Below are 24,214 nucleotides of genomic sequence, written 5' to 3'. Positions count from 1 at the left end.
TCAATAATCGCCGAGCTTTATTTCACGCGAGTATTCGACGCCGTCGACCTCCTTGGTTACGGCCTGGCCGCAAATGGTCGCGCCGCGCGTGGCATCGTAGGTAAGCGACGGAGAGCCGGAAAGCTGCCAGCCCTTGTTGAGAGCCTGGGTAACCCGGTGGCAGAATTCGCTGTCGTCGATGCCGGTGATGAAGCGGTAGAGTTTCATGAAAGCTCTCTTGTGTGTCAGGTCCGGGCCGCGATGGCGTCGGCGATGGCGATCACCCGCTTGCCCATGTCCGCATGTAGCCTTTCAACCATCTTGCCGTCCACCTGGATTGCGCCCTTGCCCGCATTTTCCGGCTCGTCGAACAAGGCGTTGATCTTGCGCGCCCAGGCGACTTCCTCCTCCGACGGGCTGAAAGCCGCATGGCAGGGGGCGATCTGCTTCGGATGGATCAGCGTCTTGCCGTCCATGCCCATGTCGACACCCTGCGCACATTCGGCCGCAAAGCCTTCCTCGTCCTGAAACGCGTTGTAGACGCCGTCCAGAATGTCGATGCCGCCAGCGCGCGCTGCGGCAACACAGGTCATCAGCCAGGGCGTCATGGCGGCCCGGCCGGGCGTCAGGCGTGCCCGCGTTTCCTTGGCCAGATCGTTGGTGCCCATGACGAAACAGGACAGTCTCACGGCCGGATCCTGACCGCAGGCGCCGATGGCACCGGCATTCAGCATGGCCAGCGGCGTTTCCATCATCGCCCAGAGCTTCAGGTCCGCCGAAGCGCCCAAAAGCGACAGCTTGTGCGCGGCCAATTGCAGATCGGCCGGGCTGTTGACCTTGGGCACCAGAACGGCATCCGGATTGGCCTTGACCGCTGCCGCCAGATCGTCCTCTCCCCAGGGCGTCTCCAGCCCGTTGATGCGGATCACCACCTCGCGCTTGCCATAGGGCCGGGCGGAAACGGCCTCGACGATCTGCGTTCGTGCCATCTCCTTGGCATCAGGGGCGACTGCGTCTTCAAGGTCCAGCAGCAGGCAGTCCACATCCAGCGTCGCCGCCTTTTCCAGTGCGCGGGCGTTGGAGCCGGGCATATAGAGAGCGGAACGGCGGGGTCTTGGCTGTGCTGTCATGGGTCGATCCTGCGAACTGAGAAAACGGATTTCCGGTTAACTTAGTGGATCGCATCAAGGAGGGGAATTCGCCGAAGGGGGAAAGGCAGTGTTTCAGCACCGGACTGGCGATTAACGCAGCCCCCCCCGGCGGTCACGACAGTTCGTCCGCTGGCGCGCGCGCGGGTGCTTTTTGCCGACGTTTGAAGAGCATGTCCTTTGCGGCAATCACCGCCCCCAGCGTAATCGCCAGACAGGCAATGCCGACCGAAGGAGTCAACGCCCCGAAGCCAAAGGCGATCAGCAAGAGGGTGGACAAAAGCGGTGCCGAATAGGCCGCCGCCCCCAGCACCTGAATGTCGCCACGCTTGACGCCAATGTCCCAGGTGAAGAACGCAAGCCCCACCGGAAAAGCCCCCAGCGCCAGCACAGATGCCCATTCCAGCGACGTTGCAGGCAGGATCGTTTCCTCCAGCGCCAGATGGCAAATCCCTGACAGGACCGCCGTCATGAGGCAGAAACCCGCGACGGCTTCGGTCGGGACCGCGCCCAGTCTGCGCGACAGAACCGAATAGCTGGACCAGAACAGGCAAGAGGCCACCGCCGCCCCGTAGCCGAGCATCGAACCGGAGGAAAACCCGACACCTTCACCACCGGTGATCAGAAGCACCGCTCCGGCCAGACCAAGAACGGTGCCGATAACATGGTGCAGCCGCAACTGTTCGCCCGGCAAAAGGGCGGAAAACAGGACGATGAGCAAAGGCCAGGTGTAATTGATGAGATTGGCTTCGACGGGTGGTGCGTTGCGGATGGCGGTAAAATAGAAAAAATGAAATCCGAACAGGCCGAAGGTACCAAAAGCCCAGACGCCGAGCGGTTGCCGAAGCAGCCGGGTCTTGCCGGTCACGACCAGCCAGACCAGCGCCGCGAGGCCGGAAAAGCCGAAACACAGCGTATTGAGCAGAAAAGGCGGCACATTGCCGGAACCGGCACCGAACAGGCCGAGGGTCGCCCACATCAGCACGGCGGTAAGCCCGATCAGCGTCGCCTTCAACTTCTGCCTGTCTGTCATCTCCACTTCCCGCCTTTTTCCTTCCATCGCTCATGGCATGAAAACGCGGCTGGCGAAAGTCTGCACATTGCGGACATGACCCGGGTTGTCTGCCTGAACAGATGCCGCAGCCATTAATTCATCGAAATCCTTGATCATGGTGCCTGTTTCAGGACATGGTGGAGCAAAGACACACACTCAATCGACTTGCTTTCCGGGGAAAACATGACGACAACGCAAATCAGAGCCCTTCGGCTGGATGATGCCCATCAGCTTGCGCCGCTTATTGCGGAAAACGCGCAGGCCTTGAAGCGCGGAGCACCACGCCGTCCGGACGCCTATTACGCCGAACGCATTCTAAATGACAAAACCGCCGAGGTTCTGGGTGCTTTCGAAGGCGAAAAGCTGGTCGGCTTCGCGGTTTTCTTCGACCTGCCGGAACTCATCACCGGCCTCAGGATCGGCCAGCTGGACGACATTTACGTCCATCCCGACCACCGCAACAAGGGCACCGGCCGCAAGATGATCGAAACGCTGGTCACCGAGGGCCAGAGCCGCGGATGGCTGCATCTGCGCTGGATCGTGCCGGGCAAGAACACCCCGGCGGTTGCACTCTATGAAAAGATCGCCGAACCCGACCATCGCAAGAGCTACCTGATCCCGATCGACCGCGTCGCAGGCGACTGACCGGTCACCCCCTTTCAGACAGGCCTCAGCCCGCACATCCTTGATGAAGCGCGGGCTGAGGCCTTCGATTGTTCAGGATCCTGCGGGAAACAACGGCGGGATTTTGCCGAGCGGCAGGAATCCGATGCGTACGTCGCCACGGTCAATGGAGATCGGCAGGGCGATGGTCCGCACACCGTCGATTTCCTTTGCCGCGGGCTCAAGACTCTTCACCACATTCTGCAGCAGTGAGAAGGTCTGGTCATCGGGCGGGAACAAAGGCTTCACGCTGTCCAGAAGTGCCTCCGGGTTGCCGAGGCTCAGCTCCAGAGACCCGCTCAGCGTGCCGTCGCCTGCGATCACCAGATCGCCAGCAGCCGACGCCTTTCCGGTCCCGAGCGTGACTTCAGCGAGCACGAGTTCCACCGGCAATTCACCACCTTGCACCTGCACAAGCGAAACGAGATCGACCCCCGCGAGCAGCGCAGTCCCGCCTTCGATACGGGTGTGGGCACGCAGGGAAATCGTCTGCTGCAGCTCCGGCAAGGACTTGAGGCTGAGATCCTGAACAGTGACAAAGGTTTCCAGCGTCGCAGTGCTTTCGGGCTGCTTGCGCAGATGCACCTCGGTTTTTTCGGCCGCAAACAGGCCCTGGGCGAGGGCGGTATCGAATGCGGCTTCCGGCTTGTCGATCACCGCATCAAGCGAACTGATTGCGTTCTCGCCGAACTTCACGCTGGCGCGGGCCGTCTGCCACGTCAGGCCGCCCTCCAGGCCGTTCACCGGCACCGACATGGCGGCGGGAGACGTTGCCTCGAAAATGACGTGCCACGGATTGTAGATCAGAGCGACCGCATTAAGCCCGCCAAGCGACGCCGCTGTTCCCCAGCTGTCGGCCGAACGCATGTTCGCGCAGGACACCTCATACCGGAACGGATAGCCGGCAATGGCAAGGTCCGCACAACTCACATCGAGACCCTGATCCGCCATGCGGACGATCTGCCGGTCGAGTTGCTCCCGCAGGACGGATTGTCCGTAAAACCAGGCAACCGTCCAGCCGAAGACAACAAGAACGATAGCTCCGGCCAGCAGGATATATCCGCGTCTGGAAGGTTTCGGCGGCTTGGTCTTGGTATCGGACACTGGGAGACACTCTCTTCTGGTTCGGTAGGTTTCCGGGCCGCACACACTGCCAACAAAAGCCACCCGCAGGACAGGCGGCGGCCGGAGTGCCATTGAAACGGCCGGTGCAGCTTGCTATCTCCGCAGCTGCGGTAACACAAGACAGGTCGATATGAGCGATTTTTGGGTCTTTGGCTATGGTTCTTTGATGTGGAACCCCGGATTTGATCACCAGCGCGCCGAACCGGCACTGCTGCGCGGCGCACATCGCTCGCTTTGCGTCTATTCCTGGGTTCACCGGGGCACCCAGCAACGACCCGGACTGGTCTTCGGTCTCGACAACGGCGGCGCCTGCCGGGGGATCGCCTATCAGGTTTCCGGGGACATCTGGCCGCAAGTGCTGGAATACCTGCGCGCCCGCGAACAAACGACGATGGTCTACAAGGAACACCATCATCACGTCGAACTGGACAGCGGCGACACGGTTGAGGCGCTTGTCTACATGGTCGATCACGGCCACGCTCAATATGCAGGGGCCTTGCCGCTGGAAGAGCAGCTTGAGATCGTCAGAGGGGCTGTCGGCAAATCCGGCGCCAATCCGGACTATGTTATCAACACGGCAGCTCATCTGCAGGAAATGGGCATTCCGGACACGGGTCTGGCCTGGCTGGCCGAACGGCTGAAACCCTGATCAGACGTTCAGAGGCGTTTGCCCGGCCGCTTCAGGGAACGCCCCACCAGCGCAGCGTCTGCTCGCAGTGATACTTCAGCGCCTGCACCGCATCGGCCTCATTGCGCGCTTCCAGCGCATCGATCACCTTCAGATGCTCGTCCATCGCCGAGGCAATCCGGTCGGCAAGAAACGGCCGTGCATGCTGGATCACGGCGATCCGGACGCGGTTTGCCGCATAAGCTGCCGACAAAAGCGAGTTTCCAAGACCTTCGCCAAGGTAGGCGTGCAGGGACAGATCGACCTCGATGGCTTGGGGCGGCAGACCGGCGGCAGGGCCCGTCTTTGCCGCGTCCCGCATGATCTCGTGCCGGCGCCGCAAGGCTTCCAGTCCGTCGAGATTACCCTGTGAAATGCGCCGCCGCGCGCCTTCCTGATCCAGTACCAGCCGTTCGTCCAGACATTCCCGGATGTTGTCGGGGCTGGCTTCCATCACCTGAAGACCGCGCTTGGGCACCGTCGTCAGGAACCCTTGCGAACTGGCGTATTTGACGGCTTCGCGTACAGGCGCGATCGGATATTGCAAAAGGTCGACAAGCTGGGACATGGACAGAAACTGTCCGTTGCGCAACGAACCGCTGCGCAAGGATTCGACAAGTGCCTGAAAAGCCTTGTCGTTCAGCAATTCGCCCTTGTTCGCGTCCTTCATAGCAGCTCCGTCGATCCGGTCTGGATGATCGCAGGTTGTCGCCACAGGCATTTCCAAGCAAAACCGAAAGGACCTGCTTGAAATTCCGCATAGTCTGTTACCTAACATGCTTTGTAAAATGTTAGATGCAAGCACAAACTTTTTGCAATGCACAGCCAAGCGCTTCCTGCGTCCGGGAGAACGCAAGAAGTCACGCGAACGTCCGGAAATAGATCAAGGCCGCCGGGGATGTGGCCGCAAGGAGGAGACTATGGCGAATTCAACTGGCAAATCGGGTCCGCGAGACGGAGGTCTCTACAACGAAGACCTCGCGCCGATCCCGGCTTCGGAGCGCAAGTGGGGCGCCTTCGAAATCTTCAACGTCTGGAACAACGATATCCAGAGCCTGTTCGGCTACACCCTGGCCGCATCGCTGTTCATCACCTACGGCCTCAACGGCTGGATGGTCTTCGCGGCCATCGTGCTGGCCGGTTTCTTCGTCATGGTGCTGGTCAATCTCACCGGCCGTCCTTCGGTCAAACATGGCGTGCCCTATCCGGTGATGGCTCGTGCCTCGATGGGTGTTTACGGTGCCCGTTTCCCGGCGCTGGTGCGCGGCATCGTCGCCATCTTCTGGTACGGCGTGCAGACCTATTTCGCATCCACCGCGGTTGCCTTGCTGTTCAACACGCTGATCGGCAGTGAAGGCGGAGCGGAATTCCTCGGCATGACAACTGTCGGCTGGATTTCCTATCTCATTGTCTGCGTCTTCCAGGTTGCCCTGTTCATGAAGGGCATCGACTGGGTCGGCAAGTTCCTGAACTGGGCCGGCCCCTTCGTTTACATCGTCATGATCGCGCTGTGCCTTGTGATCTGGTGGAAAGCCGGCAACGGCATCTTCTCGGCGCTTGGCACCATCTTCGAAGGCAGCGAAGCGACCGATCCGCGCGGGCCAGTCGCGGCCTTTGTCGCGGTTATCGGCACGATGATCGCCTATTTTGCCGCTGTCGTGATCAACTTCGGTGACTTTTCCCGCTTCGTGTCGGATGAGCGCGCCATGAAGCGCGGCAACTTCTGGGGACTGCCGGTCTCCATGGCCTTCTTCTCGTTCATCGCCCTGTTCGTAACCGCCGGCACCGTCGTGCTGTTCGGAGAGAAACTGGTGAACCCGGCCGACATCGTTGATCGTGTCGACAACGTTGTCCTGACGCTGGTCGCCGCCGTTACCTTCTTCGCGGCAACGGTGGGTATCAACCTGGTGGCAAACTTCATTCCGCCGGCCTACGACATTGCCAACCTCAACCCGGAGAAGATCTCGGCCAGGACCGGCGGCATCATCACCGCCGTCATCGCCTTCTTCATCGGTGCGCTCTGGGTGTCGGTCATCTCGAACATCGGCATTGCCGCGTTTGTCGACACGCTTGGCGCGTTCCTGGCGCCGCTGTACGGCATTCTGGTCGCCGACTACTATCTCGTGCGCAAGCAGAACATCGATGTCGAGGCGCTGTTTTCCTCCGATCCGAACGCCCGCTACCACTACAACAACGGCTGGAACATGAAGGCGATCTTCGCCTTCGCAATCGCCGCACTGTTCTCGGTGGCAACTGTGTGGGTTCCGGCCCTGTCAGAACTGTCCGGCTACGGCTGGATCATCGGTGCCGTTCTGGGTGGTGTGCTGCATCTGGTCCTGATGCGCCTGCAATCGGCAGAAGCCGGCAAGGCAGCCTGAGCAGCTTCAGGCGATCTTCGCGATTGAACCAGCTTCAAACAGAAAGGCCGTCCCGGTTCGCCGGGGCGGCCTTTTTTTGTCAGGCCGGTTGTGCCTTGCGGCGCGCGTTGACGTCTTCAAGCACCGGCGAGGGCTTGCGGGCCCCGCGGGCTTCCTCGATCAACCGGTCACTGGCCGCTTCGATATCGGTGACCATTCTTTCGTAAAAGGCATTCGGTGTCAGGCCGGGTTCAATCGGCGGCAGGATCTCGACGATTACCGTGCCCGGATAGACCTTCCAGGAGGCACGGGGCCAGTAGAGGCCGGCATTGTGGGCAATCGGCACCACCGGGCACTTCAGGTCACGGTAGAGATGAGCGATCCCGAACTTGTACTTCGGCTCGGCCCCGGCGGCCCGGCGTGTGCCTTCCGGAAAGATCAGGATCTGGCGCTTTTCGGCAATCGCTTGCTTGGCCGCCTGCATCATCGCAACCAGAGCTTCGGACCGTTTGCCACGGTTGATCGGGATCTGCTTGAACTTGGCCGTGTACCAGCCAAAAATCGGTATCCAGCGCAGCTCGCGCTTCAGAATGAAGGTGGGACTTCTGAAAAGCGGTATCATCGCCACAGTTTCCCACGCAGACTGATGCTTCATGGCGGCGATGAAACCGCCCTCGGGCAGGTTTTCCCGTCCCCGGACTTCCACCTTGATGCCCGCAAACACGCGCATCAGCAACTGCAGCACCCGCGACCAGGTCGGCACCACCCACCAGCCCCAGCGGCGCGGCAGCAGCATGACCGGTGCGAACAGGATCATCAGCACCAGGGTGACGGAATAAAACAGGATCTGGAAAAGGGTAGAGCGCAGAAAAACCATGGCACCATAGAGACTGGTCGTGGGTGAAGCCACCGCTCGGCCGTGATCCGACAGCTGTCAGCGCACACCCTGCACGGTAATCCGGAGTCGGGCGAGGATATACTTCACATATTCGCGCATGAGAAGCCGCATCGTTGCAGGCTCCCTGTACCAGTGATCCAGCTTCAGGTCCTTGGAGAAGACCGGGTACTCTATCAGGGCCACGTCCGGCAGGGCTCCGGCCAGCTCCACCTTGGCCCGTGGAAGATGGTAGGCACTGGTGACGACCAGCAAGGAGGAGAACCCGTTTTTCCTGACCCAATTGGCGGTTTCCACCGCATTGCCCGCTGTATTCAGCGCGACGCGGTCAAGATCAACGCTGTTCTTTTCCAGCGGCATATTGGACGCGGTAACAGCAGCAAGCTGTTCGCGCGTGGTGCCGGGATGAACGCCGGAAATCAGCAATCGGTTGGCGCGTCCTTCTTCCAGAAGGCGCACCGCCTCGTTGACGCGGGCATGCCCCCCCGTCAGCACCACGATGGCATCCGCATTGGCAGCGACCGGCACCCTGGCGTTGGCGACCTTCTGGGCGAACATGGCAAACTGCCCGGCGGTTCCGGCCACAAGAGCCGTGACGACCGCGACGAACAGAACCCTGAGGCCAAAGCGCTTCTTGCGCTTGTCGCCCTTTGCGGCGCTCCCGCGTGCTGTGCGCCGGTCCTGCGATACGGACACACGTCGTTCGTCAGCGACGGAGCTTCTGTCGTCCAAAACAGGGTCTAACACTGTGTCAGCATGAGTCATATCGCGACTATGATAAGTGATTCGGCCAATTTCACGGCATTGTGCGAGAAAATCAATCCACTTTCGCCAGATGGGCCTTGACCGCGAGGCCCGAAGTGAGGGCTGTCAGGATCGCCACGAGGAACACGACGCCGAACACCCCGAGGTAGCCGGGCAGGCTGACGGAGACACCGCCGAAGAGCGCCGACATCTGATCGGAGCCCGCCTGGCCGGAGCCCTGCCGGGTGAGCATGTCGACGATGAGAAAACTCAAGATCGCCGCAACGCCGCCGGAAACACCGCCCTTCAGCCCCAGCATCAGGAAGTGCCGCTGGAATTCCCGCGCGATGAAGCCATCCTCGGCACCGACGAAATGCAGAACGGAGACGACATCCTTGTTTCCGGCCATCGCCGCCTGGGTCGCGAACACGACGCTCAAGACCATCGAGCTGAGCACGAGCACCATGATGGCAAAGCCTCCAAGCACCACGGCCCCGGCCATGGCTGACAGCCTTGACGTCCAGACCGAGTGATCGTCGACACTCGCACCGGTCACGCTCCGGGAGACCATTTCGCGCAATTGCGACAGGTTCAGGAGTTCCGGATCTCCGACGGTAATCTGGATGAGACGCGGCACCGGCAGACCGTCAAGCTGGAGGCCTTCGCCGAGCCAGGGTTCCAGCAAGGCCTTGGTTTCGGCATCGGACAGGGCCCGAACGGAATCGATGCCCGGAAACTCCTGCGCGAGCGCAACCGCCTTGTCGATTTCCCGCAGCATGTCGACGCCTTCGGCCGGGCGGATCTGGATGGTGATCTCGCGCACCAGATCGTTCTGCCAGGCATCGGCAGCGTCCCACACCACCGAAACCGCACCAACCGTCAGACAGGCCAGAAAGCTCATGATGGCAACCACAAGCGTAAGTGCCCGCCCCGCAACGGCCTGCGGCGGCACGATCGCCGCGGCAGGACGCAATTTGGCATGGTCACCCTGGGGGGCCTCGTTCTTCGGCTTGGGCGCAGCCTTGCGGGCCGGTTTGCGGCCACGCTTCGGCCGTAACATCCGCTTGGGCGTGCGGACGCTGGAATCGCTCGCCTGTTTTTTGCTGGTGTCGTCGGACTGAACCATTATGCCGCCTAATCGAAAATTGAGAGGCGCCCGTCCGCAAGCACCATGCGCCGGGCGTCCACCTGTTCCAGCAGCGCGATATCGTGGGTCGCGATGACGACAGAAGTGCCGAGTTTGTTCAATTCAATGAAAAGGCGCAACAGACGACGTGCAAGCGGTGGGTCCACGTTACCGGTCGGCTCGTCGGCAAGCAGCATCTCCGGCCGCGTGATCAGCGCGCGCGCAATCGCGGCACGCTGTTTTTCACCACCCGAAAGCACCGGCGGTAGAACATGCATGCGGTCGCCAAGCCCGACCCATCGCAACAGATCGATCACGTCGGAACGGTATTCGGATTCATCTTTGCCCACCACGCGCAGCGGCAGGGCCACATTTTCATATGTCGTCAGATGGTCCAGCAGCCGGAAATCCTGAAACACCACACCGATCTTGCGCCGGAGTTTGGGCAATTCCTGCTTGTCGATCACACTCAGGTCGCGGTTGAACACCTTGATCAGGCCACGGGTCGGACGCAGGGACATGAACAAGAGCCGGATCAGGCTGGTCTTGCCCGCCCCGGAAGGCCCGGTCAGAAACTGAAACGACTGCGGCTCGATCTGAAATGTCAGATCGCGCAGGATTTCCGGTCCCATTCCGTATCTCAATCCGACATTTTCGAAGCGGATCACAAAATTACTCCTGTTGATGGCCCGAACGCTATAGCCTGGCCGTTAACGGTGCATTAATCATATAAAGGTCCATTAAGGACCTGAAAGTCCGTCAACAGATTTGCTTGGCCCTTGTCCAACATTTCGTGCCGGATTTCGACCCCCGGGTTCAAAAGTGAACCGATAGAGCGTGCCATGGCGAAAGGTCTTCGCGCATGAAGATCAAATGTCCGGACTGCAGTACCTCCTACGAGATTAAGGTAGAGGCCCTTGGCCCGGAAGGGCGCAGTGTCAAATGCGCCAAGTGTGGCAACCGCTGGTTCGTTTCGCCTGACGATGACGAAGAAGGCGACGTCGCGTTCGACGCCAAGACCGACAGCGATACTGAAACTCCCTCGGTCGCGGAAGATCCCGAACAGGATGAAGCCGAGTGGGCTGCGGACGCCGAAGAAGAAACCTTCGACGCAGAGCCTGACGAAGAGGACGACGAACCCGCAACCGCCGTTCCCGAACCGGACCCTGTCCGCACTGCCAGCGACGAGGCGAAATTTGCCGCAGACCTTGATGAGGATGCGCGGGCCGGCGGATCGGAGAACAACGCCGACATTGAATCCCAGGCCAAGCGGCCGAAAATCATCGTCAACCCGAACAAGTTCCGCAGAGACCAGATCGGGGTGATCCTGAACTGGCTGGTCCGGCGCAACTACCGGCGCATCGGCGGCATAGCGCTGTTCGGCGTCGCCATAGCGGTCTGTGTCATGTTCGTTCTCATGCGCGACACGCTGGTGAAGCAGTCACCCGACCTGGCCAGCCTGTTCCGGATGGTCGGCTTTGAGGTCAACCTGCGCGGACTGGAATTCCGCAACCTGCGCATCTTCACCGAAGTCGAGGATGGCAAGAAGGTCCTCGTGGTCGAGGGTTCGATCCGCAACCTGCTCGATGAGCTGAACTCCGTTCCCGCCGTGCGCCTGTCGATCCGCGGCGCCGACATGCAGGAAGTTTATGCCTGGACAGTGGAACCCAGAACAAAAACGCTAAATGCACTGGACGAAACCCGGTTCAGGACGATATTAGCCGACCCTCCCAAAGCCGCGTCGGATATCCAGGTGCGGTTTGTTGAACGGGGCCAACGCCAGGTAGTTCTAGAGTGACCATGACATCACATATTCTTACTCTGTTTGATGAAGACGCCATCGCCCAGCGTGTTGGCGCACTCGCAGAGGAAATCGCCGAAGGCAAACCGCAGAATCTGCTGGTCGTCGCCGTGCTGAAAGGCAGCTTCATTTTTGCGGCCGATCTCGTGCGGGCGATGCATCGGGCCGCGCTTCAGCCGGAAATGGAGTTCATGCATCTGTCCTCCTACGGGGCCGGTACCGAAGGCTCGGAAAACATCCGTATTTTGCGCGATGTTGAAAGTGACGTTAACGAGCGCGATATAATTTTAGTGGATGATATCCTGGAATCTGGCCGCACACTCGCCTTCGCGCGGGAGCGGCTGCTGAACAGAGGCGCACGCTCGGTAAAGATCGCAGCTTTGCTGGATAAACCCGAGCGCCGCAAAGCTGCCATATCTGCCGATTACGTTGGCTTTGCCTGTCCTGATAAGTTTGTCGTCGGATATGGTATGGATATGGGCCACGCTTGGCGGCAGTTGCCCTATATTGGATACGTTGTCGCCCCGGAGGACGGAGCGTCAGACGGCAACACGGGAGAGTGAGCATGGCTCGCATTCTTCTTACTGAAGACGATGAAGCGGTACGCAGCTTCGTAAAGCGTGCTCTGGAGCTTGACGGTCATTCCGTTGAAGCGGCAGAGGATGGCGGCGAAGCCGTCGAAGTTCTGAGCCGCGAAAAGGGCAGCTTCGATCTGCTGCTGTCCGACATCAAGATGCCGGTCATGGACGGCATCGCTCTTGCCTTGCAGACGGCCCGCGACTACCCGCGGCTGCCGATCCTCCTTATGACCGGCTTTGCCGACCAGCGCGAACGGGCCAACGGCCTTGAAGCCCTGGTCCATGACGTCGTCACCAAGCCGTTTTCGCTGGCCGACATCCGCAAGGCCGTGCGCAACGCCATTTCCGGCAATCTGCCCAGCGAGACCCGCCGCTACGCGTAAGGCTCCTGGCTGCAAGTCCCGAAAACCAAGACCCCGCTTCGGCGGGGTTTTTGTTTGCCCTGCGCCGCGCAGGTAACCCCACTTTTTTGCCAAGGCCGCAGGAAGACCGAGCAAGAGGCCCATCCTTCGAGACAACGCTCCGCGCTTCCTCAGGATGAGGGTAATCCTTGGATACTGTGAGAGTTGAATGTGGCTGGGCACTCGGTCTGATGAACAATCGCCTTCACCACAAAGACAATCTCATCCTGAGGAGCGCACGTGTGCGCGTCTCGAAGGATGGGCCAGATGTTCAAACGCCATCATCAAAACAACTGACCCCGCCGAAGCGGGGTCATGAAGCTTTGTCTGGGAGGATCTAGTACCGCTTCAGCAGTCGTTCCAGATAATCCAGCTCGAGCTGTGGCCGGGACGGGTCGGAGAAGCGGCGGCGGAGCTCTTCGAGGATCCGGCGGGCCCGCTGCACGTCGATCTCGTCGGGGATGCGCACCCGGTTGTTGAAATCCGGACCTTCGGTACGCCGCGGACGGCCAAGCGGGTCTTCGTCCATCGGCGAGGGGCCGTTGGGCGACCCGGCACCTTCACCCTGGCCCATCATCTGCTCGGTCAGGCCCTGTGCGCCACGCCGCAGGGCATCAAGAGCATCTCCTTGCTCGCCAAGCGCCTGCTGGCCCTGACCTTCGCCCAGAGACTCCTGCGCCTCACCCATGGACTCGCCAGCCTCGCCGAGCGCCTGGTTCTGGCCCACGCCATTCTGGCTCAGCTGGTCCATGAGCTCCTGAAGCTGCTGTGCCAGCTCACCCTGGCCCTCCTGCAACTGCTGCAGCATCTGCTCAAGCTGTTCCTGGGTCATCTGCTGGCCCTGGCCTTGCTGCTGCTCTCCGCGCTGCTGTTGCTGGCCCCGGCGCTGTTGCTGCTGGTCCTGATTGAACTTGTGGGTCTCGTCCATCAACTGCTGTTGCCGCTGGATCATCTCACCCAGCTCGTTGAGCATTTCCATCATTTCGCTGGACATGCTGTTGGGCATCATCTGTGGACGTCCGGCCTGCAGGTTTTCCAGCATCTGCTGCATTTGAGACAGCAGCTCACGGGCCGCATCGCGTGAACCGGTGCGCGCCAGTTCCTCGATGCGGTCCAGCATGTCGGTCAGATCCTGCTCGCTCAAGGTCTGCTGGTTGCCGTCGAAGGGCTGCATGGCCTGCGGGTTCTGGCGCATCTGCTCGGCAAGCGCCTGCATAAATTCGTTCAACGCTTCGCGCAGCTGTTGAGTCAGCTTGGCGATTTCCTCATCGCTCGCCCCTTCCTCCAGCGCCTTGCGCAGGGCTTCCTGGGCGTCGCGCAGCTTGCGTTCAGCCGCAGACAGGTCACCATCTTCAATCGACAGGGCCAAATCCCACAGAAGGGGTAACAGGGCCTTCAGATCTTCATCGGTCCGGGCATTCACAAGCGCCCCATAGGCAAAGCGCATGCCCAGGTAGTTGCGCGGCTTGAAGTCGAACATCTCCGGCGCCAGCATCAGGGAGTCGAACGCGATGATGACCTGGCTCTGGCTTTCGGCGTCAAGCGCCAGGTTCCGGCGCTGTTCAACGACAGCACGCGCCAGGGGCTTGCCAAAGCGGCGCTGGGGCAGAGTGATGCGATAGGCCGGCGACAGTCCTTCCTGGCCGGCCTGATCACGCGCAAGCAGCGTCAGGTTGACCTCTGACCCTGCCCAGGGGTGTGACGTCAGATCCCGGATGGTTTCAGCCGTCTTGGCCGTTCCGGCGCGTGCCGGCAGCGACAATGGGAACTGGGGAGCATCCACAAGCGGCCGGGGCACCCGGTTGTTGTGATCCGGATCGGGCAGCGGTGCGATGCGCGCCTCGGCGGACACGACGCCATAGTCGTCATTGACCAGATAGGAAAACTTGAGCGCGCCGCTGAGCTGTTCTTCAGGATCGTCCGTCAACCGGATACTCGGCGCATCATCCGGCTTCACCGCAAAGACGTAGCTCAGGAGACGCTCTTCCCCGGTGTGCAACTCGACGATACCCGTGGTTTCCAGTTCAAGCCGGCGTTCAACCGGCAGAAGCGCCTTCAGGTCCGGGTCTTCCGTCTCTGCGCCAAGCTCTGGTTCGATCACCTGCGGCTCGGCGTCTTCCGCCCGGGCATAGGTCATCTTGAGATCGCGCGCGCCCTGGGTACGGACCACGAGTACGGAGCCTTCCGGCACCGAGATCGGCGCGCCGGGGTCACGCAACTGGGCACTTTCGCCCGTCAGATAAATCGGTGGTTCGCTGGTGTAGAGCGGCGGTGTGACCCAGGCATCGAGACGGCTGGGCGGTTCCACGGTCTTGAACGGGTTCTGAAAAGCCGAGACCAGCCGGCCGAAATGATCGCCACTGGCTGTCGAAAACCCGATTACAAGCACGCTGGCGGCCAGAACGCGAAGCGCCCATGGATCGCGGCGGAAGGCTTGCGGGTTCGGCGCCTTGGAGCGGATGGCGGCAACGGCTTCTGCCGTGCGCCGCTGGTGCAGCGCCCAAATGGCCTGGCTTTCACGGTCGCGCGCGCCGACCGACAACTCGTCTTCCAGCGAGGTTAGCGGACGGTGGGTACGGCCGGAGGATTTCTCGACGCGGGCAAGCGCGTCCTCGCGGGTCGGCCAGGTCAGGTGAAAGAGGTCACGCGCGGCCCAGATGACTCCGGCAGCAAAGACGAGAAGTCCAAGCGGTCCTGCCCAGGCGGGCAACACCAGCCACAGGCCAAGCCACGATACCCCGACGAACAGGCCGAGCACCACGAGCACCGGAAGCAGGGCACGCCAAAGGCGTTCGATGAACAGGGCACGGCGGCTCTGGCCCACCAGCTTGTCCAGCCGGGCCTGCGTCATAGCCCGCCAGCGATTGGCTTCGGGAGAAATCTGACGGTCTTGATCGGGGTCGCTGTCGCTCGCGCTCAATGGCACCTCCGGTTTTGCCCCCCGAACTGCCCGTTTCGCCGGAAACGCAGCCCGCTGGACCTGCACGCCTTATAGTAAGGTGAGGCATAGCGGGCTGTCCGGCAACCTGTCGGTTCAACTAATTGTCAGCCGATCTGTTCACGAACCCTTGAGCCAGTCCGGAATCCGGTCCAGGCCGAGCAGGTCTTCATAGCTTGTCCGCGGCCGGATAACGGCGAATTGGTCTGCATTTACGAGCACTTCGGGCACCAGCAGGCGCGTGTTGTAGGTGCAGGACTGAACCGCGCCATAAGCGCCAGCCGAATAGACCGCCAGCATTTCCCCAGCCTCTACACTGGGCATATCCCGGTTCTGGGCCAGAAAATCACCGGTTTCACACACCGGACCGACAATATCGGCCTTGATTCGGTCTGTTTCTTCCGTCGGTTCACGCACCGGGCGCACCTCGTGATAGGCTTCGTAGAGCGTCGGCCGGATCAGATCGTTCATGGCAGCATCGACAATAACGAATTTCTTGTCGGCACCATCCTTTACGTAAATGACTTCTGTGACCAGGATACCGGCATTGCCTGCGATCATGCGGCCCGGCTCGAACATGACCGTGCAATCCAGCTCGCGTACATGCTTCTTCACCACCTCGGCGTAGGCATCGGGATGCGGCGGCGGATTGTTGTCGGTGATATAGGGAATGCCCAGACCACCGCCGAGATCGACATGATCAATCGTATGGCCCTGCGAGCGCAGATCCGTGATCAGCTCACCCAGGCGCGCGAACGCATTGTCGAAAGGCTCCAGCTCCGTGATCTGCGAGCCGATGTGCATGTCGATACCGGTCACCTTGATGCCGGGCAGAGCCGCGGCCTCCGCATAAACCTCCCGGGCGCGCTGCCAGGGAATGCCGAACTTGTTCTCTGCCTTGCCGGTCGCAATCTTGGCGTGGGTCTTGGCATCGACATCCGGGTTGATGCGCATGGACACCCGCGCGGTCTTGCCCATTTCGCTGGCCACCCTGGAAAGCTGGCGCAATTCGGGTTCGGACTCGACGTTGAAGCACAGGATGTCTTCCTGCAGCGCATAGGCTTGTTCGGCCTCAGTCTTGCCGACACCGGAAAAGACGATCTTCGACGCCGGCACGCCAGCGGCCCGCGCACGGCGCAATTCGCCTTCCGAGACCACGTCCATACCGGCCCCCAGCTGCGCAAGCGTCTTCAGGACAGCCTGGTTGGAATTTGCCTTCATCGCATAGCAGACCAGCGACGAGATATCGCTGAAAGCGGAGGCAAACACCTGGTAGTGACGGGTCAGCGTCGCCGTGGAATAGCAATAGAACGGTGTACCGACTTCACGCGCGATCGTTTCGATCGCCACGTCTTCGGCAAACAATTCGCCATTCTTGTAATCGAAGTGATGCAAGGGAGGGCCCTCATGCGGCTGGATCAGGTTCGATGGCCGGTGGCGTAACCTGACCGTGCGATAGCTGATCGGCATTGAAACAACGGAGCCCCCGGGTGCTCGGCACATCCGGCTTGGCTCCAGAGCGCAGCCGGTTGTCCCGCTGCGCCTGTGGTTTATTGGATCAGAAAATCCAGGAAAAAGGACTTGTCGCTTTCCGGTGCCTCGGGCTGAACCGGAGCTGCAACGGCTGGATCAGCAACGGTATCCGCCTGCTGAACAGGGGTCCGCGGATCGCTCAGCCCGCCCTTGCGGCCGCACCCTGCCAGGGTCACGCTCAGGCAAAGACCGACCAGAGCCAGGGTTTTGAACCGCATTGTCATCACCATTATGCCTTTTTGGATCGACTCCCCCGCGCCCTGGCGGACACGGGAGTTTTTACAAAGTCACACGCTGATCTTTCTCCTCGCATGACACGGCGCATTCGGCAAGACCAGTTCGCGCCGTGCTCTGTCGGGAGAGGGGCCTTCAGCCGGCCATCAGGCCTTGGCCAGGTCCTTCAGCCAGCGGCGCGCCTGCTTGCGCACGTTCACCGGCGATGTGCCGCCATAGCTGGTGCGGCTGCGCACGGATTTATCGACAGACAGCACCTGGAAGATCTCGTTGGTGATCTTCGGCTCCACCGCCTGCATCTCTTCCAGAGAGACCTTGTGCAGCTCGACGCCCTTCTCCACGGCAATTGCCACGATGCGGCCGGTTACGTGATGGGCATCGCGGAACGGCAGGCCGAGAACGCGCACCAGCCAGTCGGCCAGATCCGTCGCGGTCGAATAGCCCGAGCCTGCGGCTTTTTTCAGGGCCTTGGTGACGGGTTCCAGATCGCCGATCATGCCGGTCATGGCTGCAAGAGCCAGGGAAACGCTGGCCAGACCATCGAAAGCCTGTTCCTTGTCTTCCTGCATGTCCTTGGAATAGGCCAGCGGCAGACCCTTCATCATCACCAGAAGCGCCTGCAGCGAACCGTAGATACGGCCCGACTTGGCACGCACCAGCTCTGCCGCATCCGGGTTTTTCTTCTGCGGCATGATCGAGGAGCCCGTCGAGAACTTGTCGGACAGTTTGACGAAGCCGAACTGTGCCGAGCACCAGATGACGATTTCTTCGGCAAGGCGCGACAGATGCATGGCCGTAAGCGAGGCTGTTGCCAGCGCCTCGATGACGAAATCGCGGTCGGACACGGCATCGAGCGAGTTTGCCGCAGGCCGGTCGAAACCCAGCGCCTTGGCAGTCATGTGCCGGTCGATCGGGAAGGACGTGCCGGCCAGCGCGGCTGCCCCAAGCGGGCATTCGTTCATACGCTTGCGGGCGTCGCGCACGCGGCTGCGATCACGGCCGAACATTTCGACATAGGCCAGCATGTGGTGGCCAAAGGTCACCGGCTGGGCGGACTGCAAGTGCGTGAAACCGGGCATGACGTCGGCGGCATGGGTTTCCGCCTTTTCCGCAAGCGCCTGCATCAGCTCACCGAGCTGATCATCCAGCGTGTCGAGCGTGTCGCGCACCCACAGACGAAAATCCGTCGCCACCTGGTCGTTGCGCGAGCGTGCGGTGTGCAGGCGCCCGGCCGCCGGACCAATGAGCTCGGCAAGGCGCGCTTCGATGTTCATGTGAATGTCTTCAAGCGCGCGGGAAAACTTGAACTCGCCGCTTTCGATCTCTGACAGGATTGTGTCTAGACCTTGAACGATCTTGTCGGCATCGTCCCGCGTCACGATGTCTTTTTCCGCCAGCATGCGCACATGGGCTTTCGAGCCGTCGATGTCCTGCTTATATAGCTTACGGTCGAAGTCGATGGAGGCGTTGATCTCCTCCATGATGGCGTCCGGTCCCTCAGCGAACCGGCCTCCCCACATGCGATTGCTCATGTCCTGTCCCTTAGAAGGCGCCCCCTTGCGGGGTGTGAACGAATGACAAAGCCAACCGAACCAGCAAAAACCAACAGACGCGGCATTGTTGCCGCCGGGCTTGCGGGCGCAGTGGCCGCCGTAGCGGCTCTATACGTGATCGCTGGACCGAATGGCAACATCGCCGGTGCGCAAAGCTGTTCGGCGGCACTCGATTTGGCAGCCGCGGCCAAGCCTTTTGCCACGGGTGAGGTCGCCGCCTTCCTGCCGGCAAGCCAGCCGCTGGACCTTCAACACCTCACCTTCAAGGGCCCGGAGGGCCAGCAGATGGCGCTTTCGGATTTTGGCGACAAGACCGTTCTCCTCAACCTCTGGGCAACCTGGTGCGCGCCGTGCCGGAAGGAAATGCCGGCGCTGGACGCGCTTCAGGCGGAAATGGGTGACGAAACGTTCGAGGTGGTTGCGGTCAATCTCGACCGGGGCGGACCGGAAAAGCCGAAGGCATTTCTCGAAGAGGTGGGCGTCAAAAATCTGAACTTCTATCAGGACAGCTCGAACGATCTTCTGAAGGATCTGCGCAAGGTTGCCCGGGCAACCGGATTGCCAACAACCATTCTGGTAAGTCCGAAGGGCTGCGAGATCGGCACGATGTACGGCCCGGCCGAATGGGCCTCAGGTGAGGCCAAGGCGCTTATCAATAACGCGAGGGCGGCCCCGGACGCCTGACGTCCGGCTGCCGCCACAATTGAGGGGGGTTGGGGAAAGTCGGGGAACCGCTAGACGCGATCAGACGCTGATATCGACCGCGTTGCCCAGACCCGGAATACGGCGAGACTCGCGCCGGTCTTCTTCCTGCGTCGCCTGAGCCTGCTCCAACCGTTCGGCAACCTGCCGCTCCTGCTGGTTCTGGTCTTTTACTGCATTGGCAGCAAGTTCGCTGCGCACATTTGCAGCGCTGTAGGCGGCCGAGGAAGAGGAACTGTCGATAGCACTCGGCATGATGGGTTACTCCTTCGCCGTGGTGATGGGGCTTGTCCGTAGCCGAAGTTCGCCCGTCATCCTGACATTCGGGTGCTTCAGCTTTTTGTTCGTTCGTCTTGTGCTTCCAGATGACCCATTCAGGTCACGCGTCGCGTCAGGCCAGGATGTTGACCTTTACGCCGACGCCGTTTTCCAGCTGGCGCGTTTCGGCGCGATCTTCGAGTTGTTCAGCCTGCTGGCTCAAGAACTCTGCCCGGCTGGTGCTGAAGCTCGCCTGGCGCTGTGCAATCTCGGCAGCCGCTTCGGAGCGCTTCGTCTTGAACGCTTCGGCTTGCTCTGCAACCTGGTTCGCACGCGCATTGGACGTGTTCGGCTGAAACGCCGGAGATGATCCATATCCTATTGCATCTGGCATGGTCGCTCCAATCCTTGGATACGATTTCAAAGTCTACCATGCATGAAATAGCTGAATTCAAAGGTAAATTTCCAAAAGAACTCGCACAGTTGCTAACTCTTTTGCTGATTTAATCAGAACAATTTACTTAAAACTTTACGCAATTCAAAATAACTATATGAAGGATCGAGACTTTCCGTAGCAACTTTGGAAAGACGATTTTCCGGCTCTGTTCGAAAAAAGAGTCTCCGCAGACAAACGAAAACGGCCCGCGTGGAGCAATTCCGCACGGGCCGTTAAGAAAATCGGAAAGGAAAAGATCAGGCGCTGACGTCCACCTGGCCGCCAAGACCGGGAGGGGGTGCGGCCTGCTGAGCCTGAAGATTGTCGGCACCCTGCTGCAGCAGCGCCACCAGATTGGCATCCTGCTGCGCGGCCATCTTCATCATCTTCGATTGAAGCGCCTGGGCTGTCTGTGCCTGTTGCTGGGCCACGAAAGTGGTGGCTATTCCAACACTGTCCATCATTAACTCCTGAGGTTGTGGCCAACCTAACCCCCTACCCTTAAGCAGGTATTAACAATGCCTCAGTCTCCCTTGCGCAGAACACTGCGCCGAACCTTGCCGGACGGTGTGCGGGGCAATTGCTCCAGCACCTTGTAAACCTTGGGACGCTTGTATTCCGCCAGGTTTTCCGCCGCGAATGCGGCCAGGCGGTCGATATCCAGTTGACCGGGCAGGGCTGGCACCACAAAGGCGGTTATCAAACTGACGCCCTCGCGCGCAGGCACCGCCGTCACGGCCACTTCCTGCACCTGCGGATCGGCGGCAAGCACCCGCTCCACTTCTTCCGGTGCGACCCTGTAGCCGAAGGCGTTCATCAGATCGTCGGCGCGGCCTTCATACCAGAAATAGCCGTCTTCGTCCCTCCGCGCCCGGTCGCCGGTCAGGAACCAGTCTCCTCTGAACGCGGCCGCTGTTTCGGCGGCACGGTTCCAATACCCCAGCATCAGGCCCGGTTCGTCCCTGTGAACCGCCAGTAGCCCCGTCTCGGGCCCGGACATCGGCTCCGGGGTGTCTTCCACCTCGCTGAGAATGGCAACCTTCCGCCCCGCCTGGGGCTTTCCCGGTGAGCCGGGTTTGACCGGAACGCTTGGACTGCTGGAGAGATAGGTCGAGATCTCGCTCATGCCGAGCGCTTCATAGAGTTCCCGCCCGGTGCGCTCCCTCCACGCGTGGTAGAGGCTTGCCGGAAGGGCTTCACCGGCTGTCAGTCCGTGGCGCAGTTCGGGAAAGGAAGCCGGGGAAACCGCGCCATACTTCAGAATGCGCCGATAGAGGCTGGGCACGGCAGCAAAAAGCGTTGCGTGTGTCTCGGCGATCCGGTCCGGCCAGAGATCAGGCTCCCGAGGTCCGTCATAAACCACGCTGGTGGCACCGTTTGCCCAGGGGTCCATCAATCCGGCGCCGAGCGTATAGGTCCAGTTGAACGCGCCGGCGTGCAGCAGCCGATCGGACGCGCCGATGCCATACCAGCCGGCATACATGGGCCTGCGCGCACTCGCAGCGCGCTGCGCATGCAGCACGCCCTTCGGCGTGCCGCTTGTGCCGGAGGTATAGACAAGAAACGCCGGGTCGTCTGCCCGGGTTTCCGCGAAATCTCCAGGCTTTGCCTGTTTCAGTCCGGCTAACGCCTCAGGCCCCATAAACGTGGCACTGCCAGCCGCTGGCAACACGGTATGCCCGTCGTGAAGCACCATCCGGGCACCACTGTCGGCAAGGATCGCCTCTGCTTCAGACGCGGTCAGCTGGGAAGACGTCGGGATCGGCACGAAACCACCCGCAATCGCCCCGAAGAAGGCCAGAGGAAAATCGCTGGAATGGCCGATCCTGAGGAGAATGCGGTCGCCGGGCACAAGATTCGTCGCACGCAGACCCGTGGCCACCGAAAGAACGGTGCGCGTCAGCGTGCGATAACTCCATGTTTCCAGAAGAGTGCCACCCGGCCCAACCAGTTCCAGCGCCGTCTTGCCCGGATCCGGGGCGGCGCTGGTCAGGCAATAGCGGGCTAGGTTCATCTGGCTCTGGTGCTTCTGCGGTGTCCGGGCAACCGTTTACCGGGTCGGGACCGGATGTTCGCCGCGGTAGTCATAGAAGCCGCGCTGAGCCTTGCGGCCAAGCCACCCTGCTTCAACATATTTCACAAGCAGCGGGCACGGACGGTACTTGGTGTCGGCCAGGCCTTCGTAAAGCACCTGCATGATCGACAGGCAGGTGTCGAGGCCGATGAAATCCGCAAGCTGCAGCGGGCCCATCGGATGGTTGGCGCCAAGACGCATGGCCTTGTCGATGGAATCAACCGAACCAACGCCTTCATAAAGCGTATAGATCGCTTCGTTGATCATCGGCAGCAGAATACGGTTGACCATGAAGGCCGGGAAATCCTCAGCCACGGCAATCTGCTTGCCGAGACGCACGCAGAAGGCTTTCGACGCTTCGAAGGTCTCGTCTTCCGTGGCAATGCCACGCACCAGTTCGACCAACTCCATGATCGGAACCGGGTTCATGAAATGAATGCCGATGAAACGCTCCGGACGGTCGGTCGAAGCGGCAAGGCGCGTGATCGAGATCGACGAGGTGTTGGTCGCCAGGATCGCTTCCGGCTTCAGGATCGGGCAGAGCTGCGAAAAGATCTTGCGTTTGACCTGCTCGTTCTCGACGGCGGATTCGATCACCAGATCGACATCGCGCAAAAGATCGAGATCTTCAGCCGGTTTGATACGCTCCAGCGCTGCATCGCGCTCTTCCTCGGTGATCAACGACTTGGATACCTGGCGTGCCAGATTGCCATTGATCGAAGCCAGGCCGGATTCGATGCGCTCCATGGAGAGATCGCTCAATCCCACGTCGAAGCCCGCTAGTGCACAAACATGGGCTATTCCGCTGCCCATCTGACCAGCGCCGATTACGCCGACTTTCTTGATTTCGACTGCCATCCTGAAAATCCGATCTTTATAAAACATCCCGTTTGGACGGGTTGCGGCTATTTTTGGCAAGTCTTGCGCCGAACAGCAAGAACCCCGGAGCGAAAACTGTCATTCACTCCGGGGTCCGTGATCAATTTGCCGCAGGTATTACTCGACGGCAGCCTTCAATTCCGGCAGGACATCGAACAGATCGGCGACGAGGCCATAATCCGCGACCTGGAAGATCGGGGCTTCCTCATCCTTGTTGATCGCGACGATCACCTTGGAATCCTTCATGCCGGCGAGGTGCTGGATAGCGCCAGAGATGCCGCAGGCAATGTAAAGATCCGGTGCAACCACCTTGCCGGTCTGGCCAACCTGCCAGTCGTTCGGGGCATAACCCGCGTCGACGGCGGCGCGCGATGCACCAACCGCTGCACCAAGCGCATCTGCCACCGGCATGATGACTTCCTGGAACTTCTCGGAAGACCCGAGTGCACGGCCACCGGAAATGATGATCTTCGCAGATGTCAGTTCCGGACGGTCGGACTTGGACAGTTCCTCGCCCACGAATTCCGACAGACCCGACCCATCGGCGCCTGCAACGGTCTCGACAGGGGCGGAACCGCCTGCTTCCGCTGCCGCGAACGTGGACGTCCGCACGGTGATCACCTTCTTGGGATCGCCGGACTTAACGGTCTGGATCGCATTGCCCGCGTAGATCGGACGCTCGAAGGTTTCGGCATCGATGACGGCGGTCACGTCGGAGATCTGCATCACATCCAAAAGCGCCGCAACGCGCGGCAAGGTGTTCTTGCCGTTGGCGGTCGACGGAGCAACGATGGCGTCATAGTCGCCTGCAAGGCCGACGATCAGATCCGCTGTCGGTTCGGCCAGCTGGTGCTCCAGCGCGTCGCTTTCGGCCACCAGGACCTTGGCAACGCCGGAAAGCTTGGATGCAGCGTCGGCAACGCTCTGAACGCCTTTGCCGGCGACCAGGACGTGGACGTCTGCTCCCAGAGCGACAGCGGCCGTCAGGGCCTTCGCCGTGGCATCGTTCAGTTCACCACCGGCATGTTCGGCCACAAGAAGTGTTGTCATGTTTTATCCTCCTGCGACG

26 protein-coding genes are annotated in these 24,214 nt (G+C 60.7%); 7 read left to right on the top strand and 19 right to left on the bottom strand.

Annotation, left to right across the window (positions count from 1 at the left end):
* The 3 genes from FMN63_RS07920 to yddG form a co-directional block, all read right to left on the bottom strand.
* Positions 1 to 207: a DUF1737 domain-containing protein gene (locus FMN63_RS07920; protein ID WP_148583404.1), complete on the bottom strand. Its 207-nt coding sequence runs from the start codon at positions 205 to 207 to the stop codon at positions 1 to 3.
* Between the two features lie 17 nt (positions 208 to 224).
* Positions 225 to 1,109: an HpcH/HpaI aldolase/citrate lyase family protein gene (locus tag FMN63_RS07915; protein WP_148583403.1), complete on the bottom strand. Its 885-nt coding sequence runs from the start codon at positions 1,107 to 1,109 to the stop codon at positions 225 to 227.
* 133 nt (positions 1,110 to 1,242) lie between these two features.
* Positions 1,243 to 2,160, bottom strand: coding sequence for an aromatic amino acid exporter YddG (yddG, locus tag FMN63_RS07910; protein ID WP_148583402.1), 918 nt, complete (start codon positions 2,158 to 2,160; stop codon positions 1,243 to 1,245).
* Positions 2,161 to 2,364: 204 nt separating this feature from the next.
* Here yddG and FMN63_RS07905 point away from each other — a divergent pair, with 204 nt between their 5' ends.
* Positions 2,365 to 2,826, top strand: coding sequence for a GNAT family N-acetyltransferase (locus tag FMN63_RS07905; RefSeq protein ID WP_148583401.1), 462 nt, complete (start codon positions 2,365 to 2,367; stop codon positions 2,824 to 2,826).
* Between the two features lie 72 nt (positions 2,827 to 2,898).
* Here FMN63_RS07905 and FMN63_RS07900 read toward each other — a convergent pair whose 3' ends face one another.
* Complete coding sequence (locus tag FMN63_RS07900) at positions 2,899 to 3,948, bottom strand: DUF2125 domain-containing protein (protein WP_162530000.1); 1,050 nt, start codon at positions 3,946 to 3,948, stop codon at positions 2,899 to 2,901.
* 151 nt (positions 3,949 to 4,099) lie between these two features.
* Between FMN63_RS07900 and FMN63_RS07895 the strand changes: the two genes are divergently transcribed.
* Positions 4,100 to 4,618 carry a gamma-glutamylcyclotransferase gene (locus FMN63_RS07895; protein WP_148583399.1) on the top strand — a complete coding sequence of 173 codons (519 nt, stop codon included), beginning with the start codon at positions 4,100 to 4,102 and terminating at the stop codon, positions 4,616 to 4,618.
* A gap of 31 nt (positions 4,619 to 4,649) precedes the next feature.
* On the opposite strand, the gene FMN63_RS07890 is transcribed toward FMN63_RS07895, so the two are convergent.
* Positions 4,650 to 5,357, bottom strand: a complete 708-nt coding sequence (locus FMN63_RS07890; RefSeq protein ID WP_286192557.1) for a GntR family transcriptional regulator — start codon at positions 5,355 to 5,357, stop codon at positions 4,650 to 4,652.
* A gap of 199 nt (positions 5,358 to 5,556) precedes the next feature.
* Between FMN63_RS07890 and FMN63_RS07885 the strand changes: the two genes are divergently transcribed.
* Complete coding sequence (locus tag FMN63_RS07885) at positions 5,557 to 7,014, top strand: NCS1 family nucleobase:cation symporter-1 (protein ID WP_148583398.1); 1,458 nt, start codon at positions 5,557 to 5,559, stop codon at positions 7,012 to 7,014.
* A 79-nt stretch (positions 7,015 to 7,093) separates the two neighbouring features.
* Here the strand turns inward: FMN63_RS07885 and FMN63_RS07880 are convergent, their stop codons facing one another.
* From FMN63_RS07880 to ftsE, 4 genes are all read right to left on the bottom strand, one after another.
* Positions 7,094 to 7,903: a lysophospholipid acyltransferase family protein gene (locus FMN63_RS07880; RefSeq protein WP_286192556.1), complete on the bottom strand. Its 810-nt coding sequence runs from the start codon at positions 7,901 to 7,903 to the stop codon at positions 7,094 to 7,096.
* Between the two features lie 24 nt (positions 7,904 to 7,927).
* Complete coding sequence (locus FMN63_RS07875) at positions 7,928 to 8,620, bottom strand: YdcF family protein (RefSeq protein WP_209001004.1); 693 nt, start codon at positions 8,618 to 8,620, stop codon at positions 7,928 to 7,930.
* Between the two features lie 85 nt (positions 8,621 to 8,705).
* A complete protein-coding gene (locus FMN63_RS07870) occupies positions 8,706 to 9,758 on the bottom strand; it encodes a cell division protein FtsX (RefSeq protein ID WP_148583396.1) in 1,053 nt (350 codons plus the stop codon).
* 8 nt (positions 9,759 to 9,766) lie between these two features.
* On the bottom strand, positions 9,767 to 10,426 hold the full coding sequence (gene ftsE / locus FMN63_RS07865) for a cell division ATP-binding protein FtsE (protein WP_006936783.1): 660 nt from the start codon (positions 10,424 to 10,426) through the stop codon (positions 9,767 to 9,769).
* A gap of 194 nt (positions 10,427 to 10,620) precedes the next feature.
* On the opposite strand from ftsE, the gene FMN63_RS07860 reads away from it, so the two are divergent.
* From FMN63_RS07860 to FMN63_RS07850, 3 genes are read left to right on the top strand one after another with little or no spacing between them, the layout of a single operon-like run.
* Positions 10,621 to 11,556 carry a zinc-ribbon domain-containing protein gene (locus FMN63_RS07860; protein WP_148583395.1) on the top strand — a complete coding sequence of 312 codons (936 nt, stop codon included), beginning with the start codon at positions 10,621 to 10,623 and terminating at the stop codon, positions 11,554 to 11,556.
* A gap of 2 nt (positions 11,557 to 11,558) precedes the next feature.
* Positions 11,559 to 12,122 (top strand): hypoxanthine phosphoribosyltransferase, encoded by a 564-nt coding sequence (gene hpt, locus FMN63_RS07855; RefSeq protein ID WP_148583394.1) that lies wholly within the window; start codon positions 11,559 to 11,561, stop codon positions 12,120 to 12,122.
* Positions 12,123 to 12,124: 2 nt separating this feature from the next.
* Positions 12,125 to 12,520, top strand: coding sequence for a response regulator (locus FMN63_RS07850; protein WP_148583393.1), 396 nt, complete (start codon positions 12,125 to 12,127; stop codon positions 12,518 to 12,520).
* Between the two features lie 355 nt (positions 12,521 to 12,875).
* On the opposite strand, the gene FMN63_RS07845 is transcribed toward FMN63_RS07850, so the two are convergent.
* The 4 genes from FMN63_RS07845 to argH all read right to left on the bottom strand — a co-directional run bounded on the left by FMN63_RS07845 (position 12,876) and on the right by argH (position 18,775).
* Positions 12,876 to 15,464 carry a TIGR02302 family protein gene (locus FMN63_RS07845; RefSeq protein ID WP_502706266.1) on the bottom strand — a complete coding sequence of 863 codons (2,589 nt, stop codon included), beginning with the start codon at positions 15,462 to 15,464 and terminating at the stop codon, positions 12,876 to 12,878.
* 132 nt (positions 15,465 to 15,596) lie between these two features.
* Positions 15,597 to 16,871: a diaminopimelate decarboxylase gene (gene lysA, locus FMN63_RS07840; RefSeq protein ID WP_148583464.1), complete on the bottom strand. Its 1,275-nt coding sequence runs from the start codon at positions 16,869 to 16,871 to the stop codon at positions 15,597 to 15,599.
* Positions 16,872 to 17,026: 155 nt separating this feature from the next.
* On the bottom strand, positions 17,027 to 17,227 hold the full coding sequence (locus FMN63_RS07835) for a lipoprotein (RefSeq protein ID WP_205513909.1): 201 nt from the start codon (positions 17,225 to 17,227) through the stop codon (positions 17,027 to 17,029).
* Between the two features lie 162 nt (positions 17,228 to 17,389).
* Positions 17,390 to 18,775: an argininosuccinate lyase gene (gene argH / locus FMN63_RS07830; RefSeq protein WP_148583391.1), complete on the bottom strand. Its 1,386-nt coding sequence runs from the start codon at positions 18,773 to 18,775 to the stop codon at positions 17,390 to 17,392.
* 42 nt (positions 18,776 to 18,817) lie between these two features.
* On the opposite strand from argH, the gene tlpA reads away from it, so the two are divergent.
* Entirely contained in the window at positions 18,818 to 19,480 is a 663-nt protein-coding gene (gene tlpA / locus FMN63_RS07825) for a thiol:disulfide interchange protein TlpA (protein WP_148583390.1), read from the top strand.
* Positions 19,481 to 19,540: 60 nt separating this feature from the next.
* Here the strand turns inward: tlpA and FMN63_RS07820 are convergent, their stop codons facing one another.
* The 6 genes from FMN63_RS07820 to FMN63_RS07795 form a co-directional block, all read right to left on the bottom strand.
* Complete coding sequence (locus tag FMN63_RS07820) at positions 19,541 to 19,753, bottom strand: hypothetical protein (protein ID WP_148583389.1); 213 nt, start codon at positions 19,751 to 19,753, stop codon at positions 19,541 to 19,543.
* Positions 19,754 to 19,889: 136 nt separating this feature from the next.
* Positions 19,890 to 20,150: a hypothetical protein gene (locus FMN63_RS07815; protein ID WP_148583388.1), complete on the bottom strand. Its 261-nt coding sequence runs from the start codon at positions 20,148 to 20,150 to the stop codon at positions 19,890 to 19,892.
* A 299-nt stretch (positions 20,151 to 20,449) separates the two neighbouring features.
* Positions 20,450 to 20,653 carry a hypothetical protein gene (locus FMN63_RS07810; RefSeq protein ID WP_209001002.1) on the bottom strand — a complete coding sequence of 68 codons (204 nt, stop codon included), beginning with the start codon at positions 20,651 to 20,653 and terminating at the stop codon, positions 20,450 to 20,452.
* Between the two features lie 62 nt (positions 20,654 to 20,715).
* Positions 20,716 to 22,206, bottom strand: coding sequence for an acetate--CoA ligase (locus FMN63_RS07805; protein ID WP_148583386.1), 1,491 nt, complete (start codon positions 22,204 to 22,206; stop codon positions 20,716 to 20,718).
* Positions 22,207 to 22,242: 36 nt separating this feature from the next.
* Positions 22,243 to 23,124, bottom strand: coding sequence for a 3-hydroxybutyryl-CoA dehydrogenase (locus tag FMN63_RS07800; RefSeq protein WP_148583385.1), 882 nt, complete (start codon positions 23,122 to 23,124; stop codon positions 22,243 to 22,245).
* Between the two features lie 138 nt (positions 23,125 to 23,262).
* Positions 23,263 to 24,195 carry an electron transfer flavoprotein subunit alpha/FixB family protein gene (locus FMN63_RS07795; RefSeq protein ID WP_148583384.1) on the bottom strand — a complete coding sequence of 311 codons (933 nt, stop codon included), beginning with the start codon at positions 24,193 to 24,195 and terminating at the stop codon, positions 23,263 to 23,265.
* Positions 24,196 to 24,214: the final 19 nt, after the last annotated feature.

This window comes from Stappia sp. BW2 (assembly GCF_008107695.1).
Taxonomy (GTDB): domain Bacteria; phylum Pseudomonadota; class Alphaproteobacteria; order Rhizobiales; family Stappiaceae; genus Roseibium.
Note: the sequence above shows the minus strand (reverse complement) of the source record. Positions and strands in the feature narration are given on the sequence as shown.

Excerpts from the sequence above, each read along its gene's own strand:
- FMN63_RS07920 (WP_148583404.1), bottom strand. The coding sequence starts at position 207 with ATGAAACTCTACCGCTTCATCACCGGCATCGACGACAGCGAATTCTGC.
- FMN63_RS07915 (WP_148583403.1), bottom strand. The coding sequence starts at position 1,109 with ATGACAGCACAGCCAAGACCCCGCCGTTCCGCTCTCTATATGCCCGGC.
- yddG (WP_148583402.1), bottom strand. The coding sequence starts at position 2,160 with ATGACAGACAGGCAGAAGTTGAAGGCGACGCTGATCGGGCTTACCGCC.
- FMN63_RS07905 (WP_148583401.1), top strand. The coding sequence starts at position 2,365 with ATGACGACAACGCAAATCAGAGCCCTTCGGCTGGATGATGCCCATCAG.
- FMN63_RS07895 (WP_148583399.1), top strand. The coding sequence starts at position 4,100 with ATGAGCGATTTTTGGGTCTTTGGCTATGGTTCTTTGATGTGGAACCCC.
- FMN63_RS07890 (WP_286192557.1), bottom strand. The coding sequence starts at position 5,357 with ATGCCTGTGGCGACAACCTGCGATCATCCAGACCGGATCGACGGAGCT.
- FMN63_RS07885 (WP_148583398.1), top strand. The coding sequence starts at position 5,557 with ATGGCGAATTCAACTGGCAAATCGGGTCCGCGAGACGGAGGTCTCTAC.
- FMN63_RS07870 (WP_148583396.1), bottom strand. The coding sequence starts at position 9,758 with ATGGTTCAGTCCGACGACACCAGCAAAAAACAGGCGAGCGATTCCAGC.
- FMN63_RS07860 (WP_148583395.1), top strand. The coding sequence starts at position 10,621 with ATGAAGATCAAATGTCCGGACTGCAGTACCTCCTACGAGATTAAGGTA.
- hpt (WP_148583394.1), top strand. The coding sequence starts at position 11,559 with ATGACATCACATATTCTTACTCTGTTTGATGAAGACGCCATCGCCCAG.
- FMN63_RS07850 (WP_148583393.1), top strand. The coding sequence starts at position 12,125 with ATGGCTCGCATTCTTCTTACTGAAGACGATGAAGCGGTACGCAGCTTC.
- FMN63_RS07835 (WP_205513909.1), bottom strand. The coding sequence starts at position 17,227 with ATGCGGTTCAAAACCCTGGCTCTGGTCGGTCTTTGCCTGAGCGTGACC.
- argH (WP_148583391.1), bottom strand. The coding sequence starts at position 18,775 with ATGAGCAATCGCATGTGGGGAGGCCGGTTCGCTGAGGGACCGGACGCC.
- tlpA (WP_148583390.1), top strand. The coding sequence starts at position 18,818 with ATGACAAAGCCAACCGAACCAGCAAAAACCAACAGACGCGGCATTGTT.
- FMN63_RS07820 (WP_148583389.1), bottom strand. The coding sequence starts at position 19,753 with ATGCCGAGTGCTATCGACAGTTCCTCTTCCTCGGCCGCCTACAGCGCT.
- FMN63_RS07815 (WP_148583388.1), bottom strand. The coding sequence starts at position 20,150 with ATGCCAGATGCAATAGGATATGGATCATCTCCGGCGTTTCAGCCGAAC.
- FMN63_RS07810 (WP_209001002.1), bottom strand. The coding sequence starts at position 20,653 with ATGGACAGTGTTGGAATAGCCACCACTTTCGTGGCCCAGCAACAGGCA.
- FMN63_RS07805 (WP_148583386.1), bottom strand. The coding sequence starts at position 22,206 with ATGAACCTAGCCCGCTATTGCCTGACCAGCGCCGCCCCGGATCCGGGC.
- FMN63_RS07800 (WP_148583385.1), bottom strand. The coding sequence starts at position 23,124 with ATGGCAGTCGAAATCAAGAAAGTCGGCGTAATCGGCGCTGGTCAGATG.
- FMN63_RS07795 (WP_148583384.1), bottom strand. The coding sequence starts at position 24,195 with ATGACAACACTTCTTGTGGCCGAACATGCCGGTGGTGAACTGAACGAT.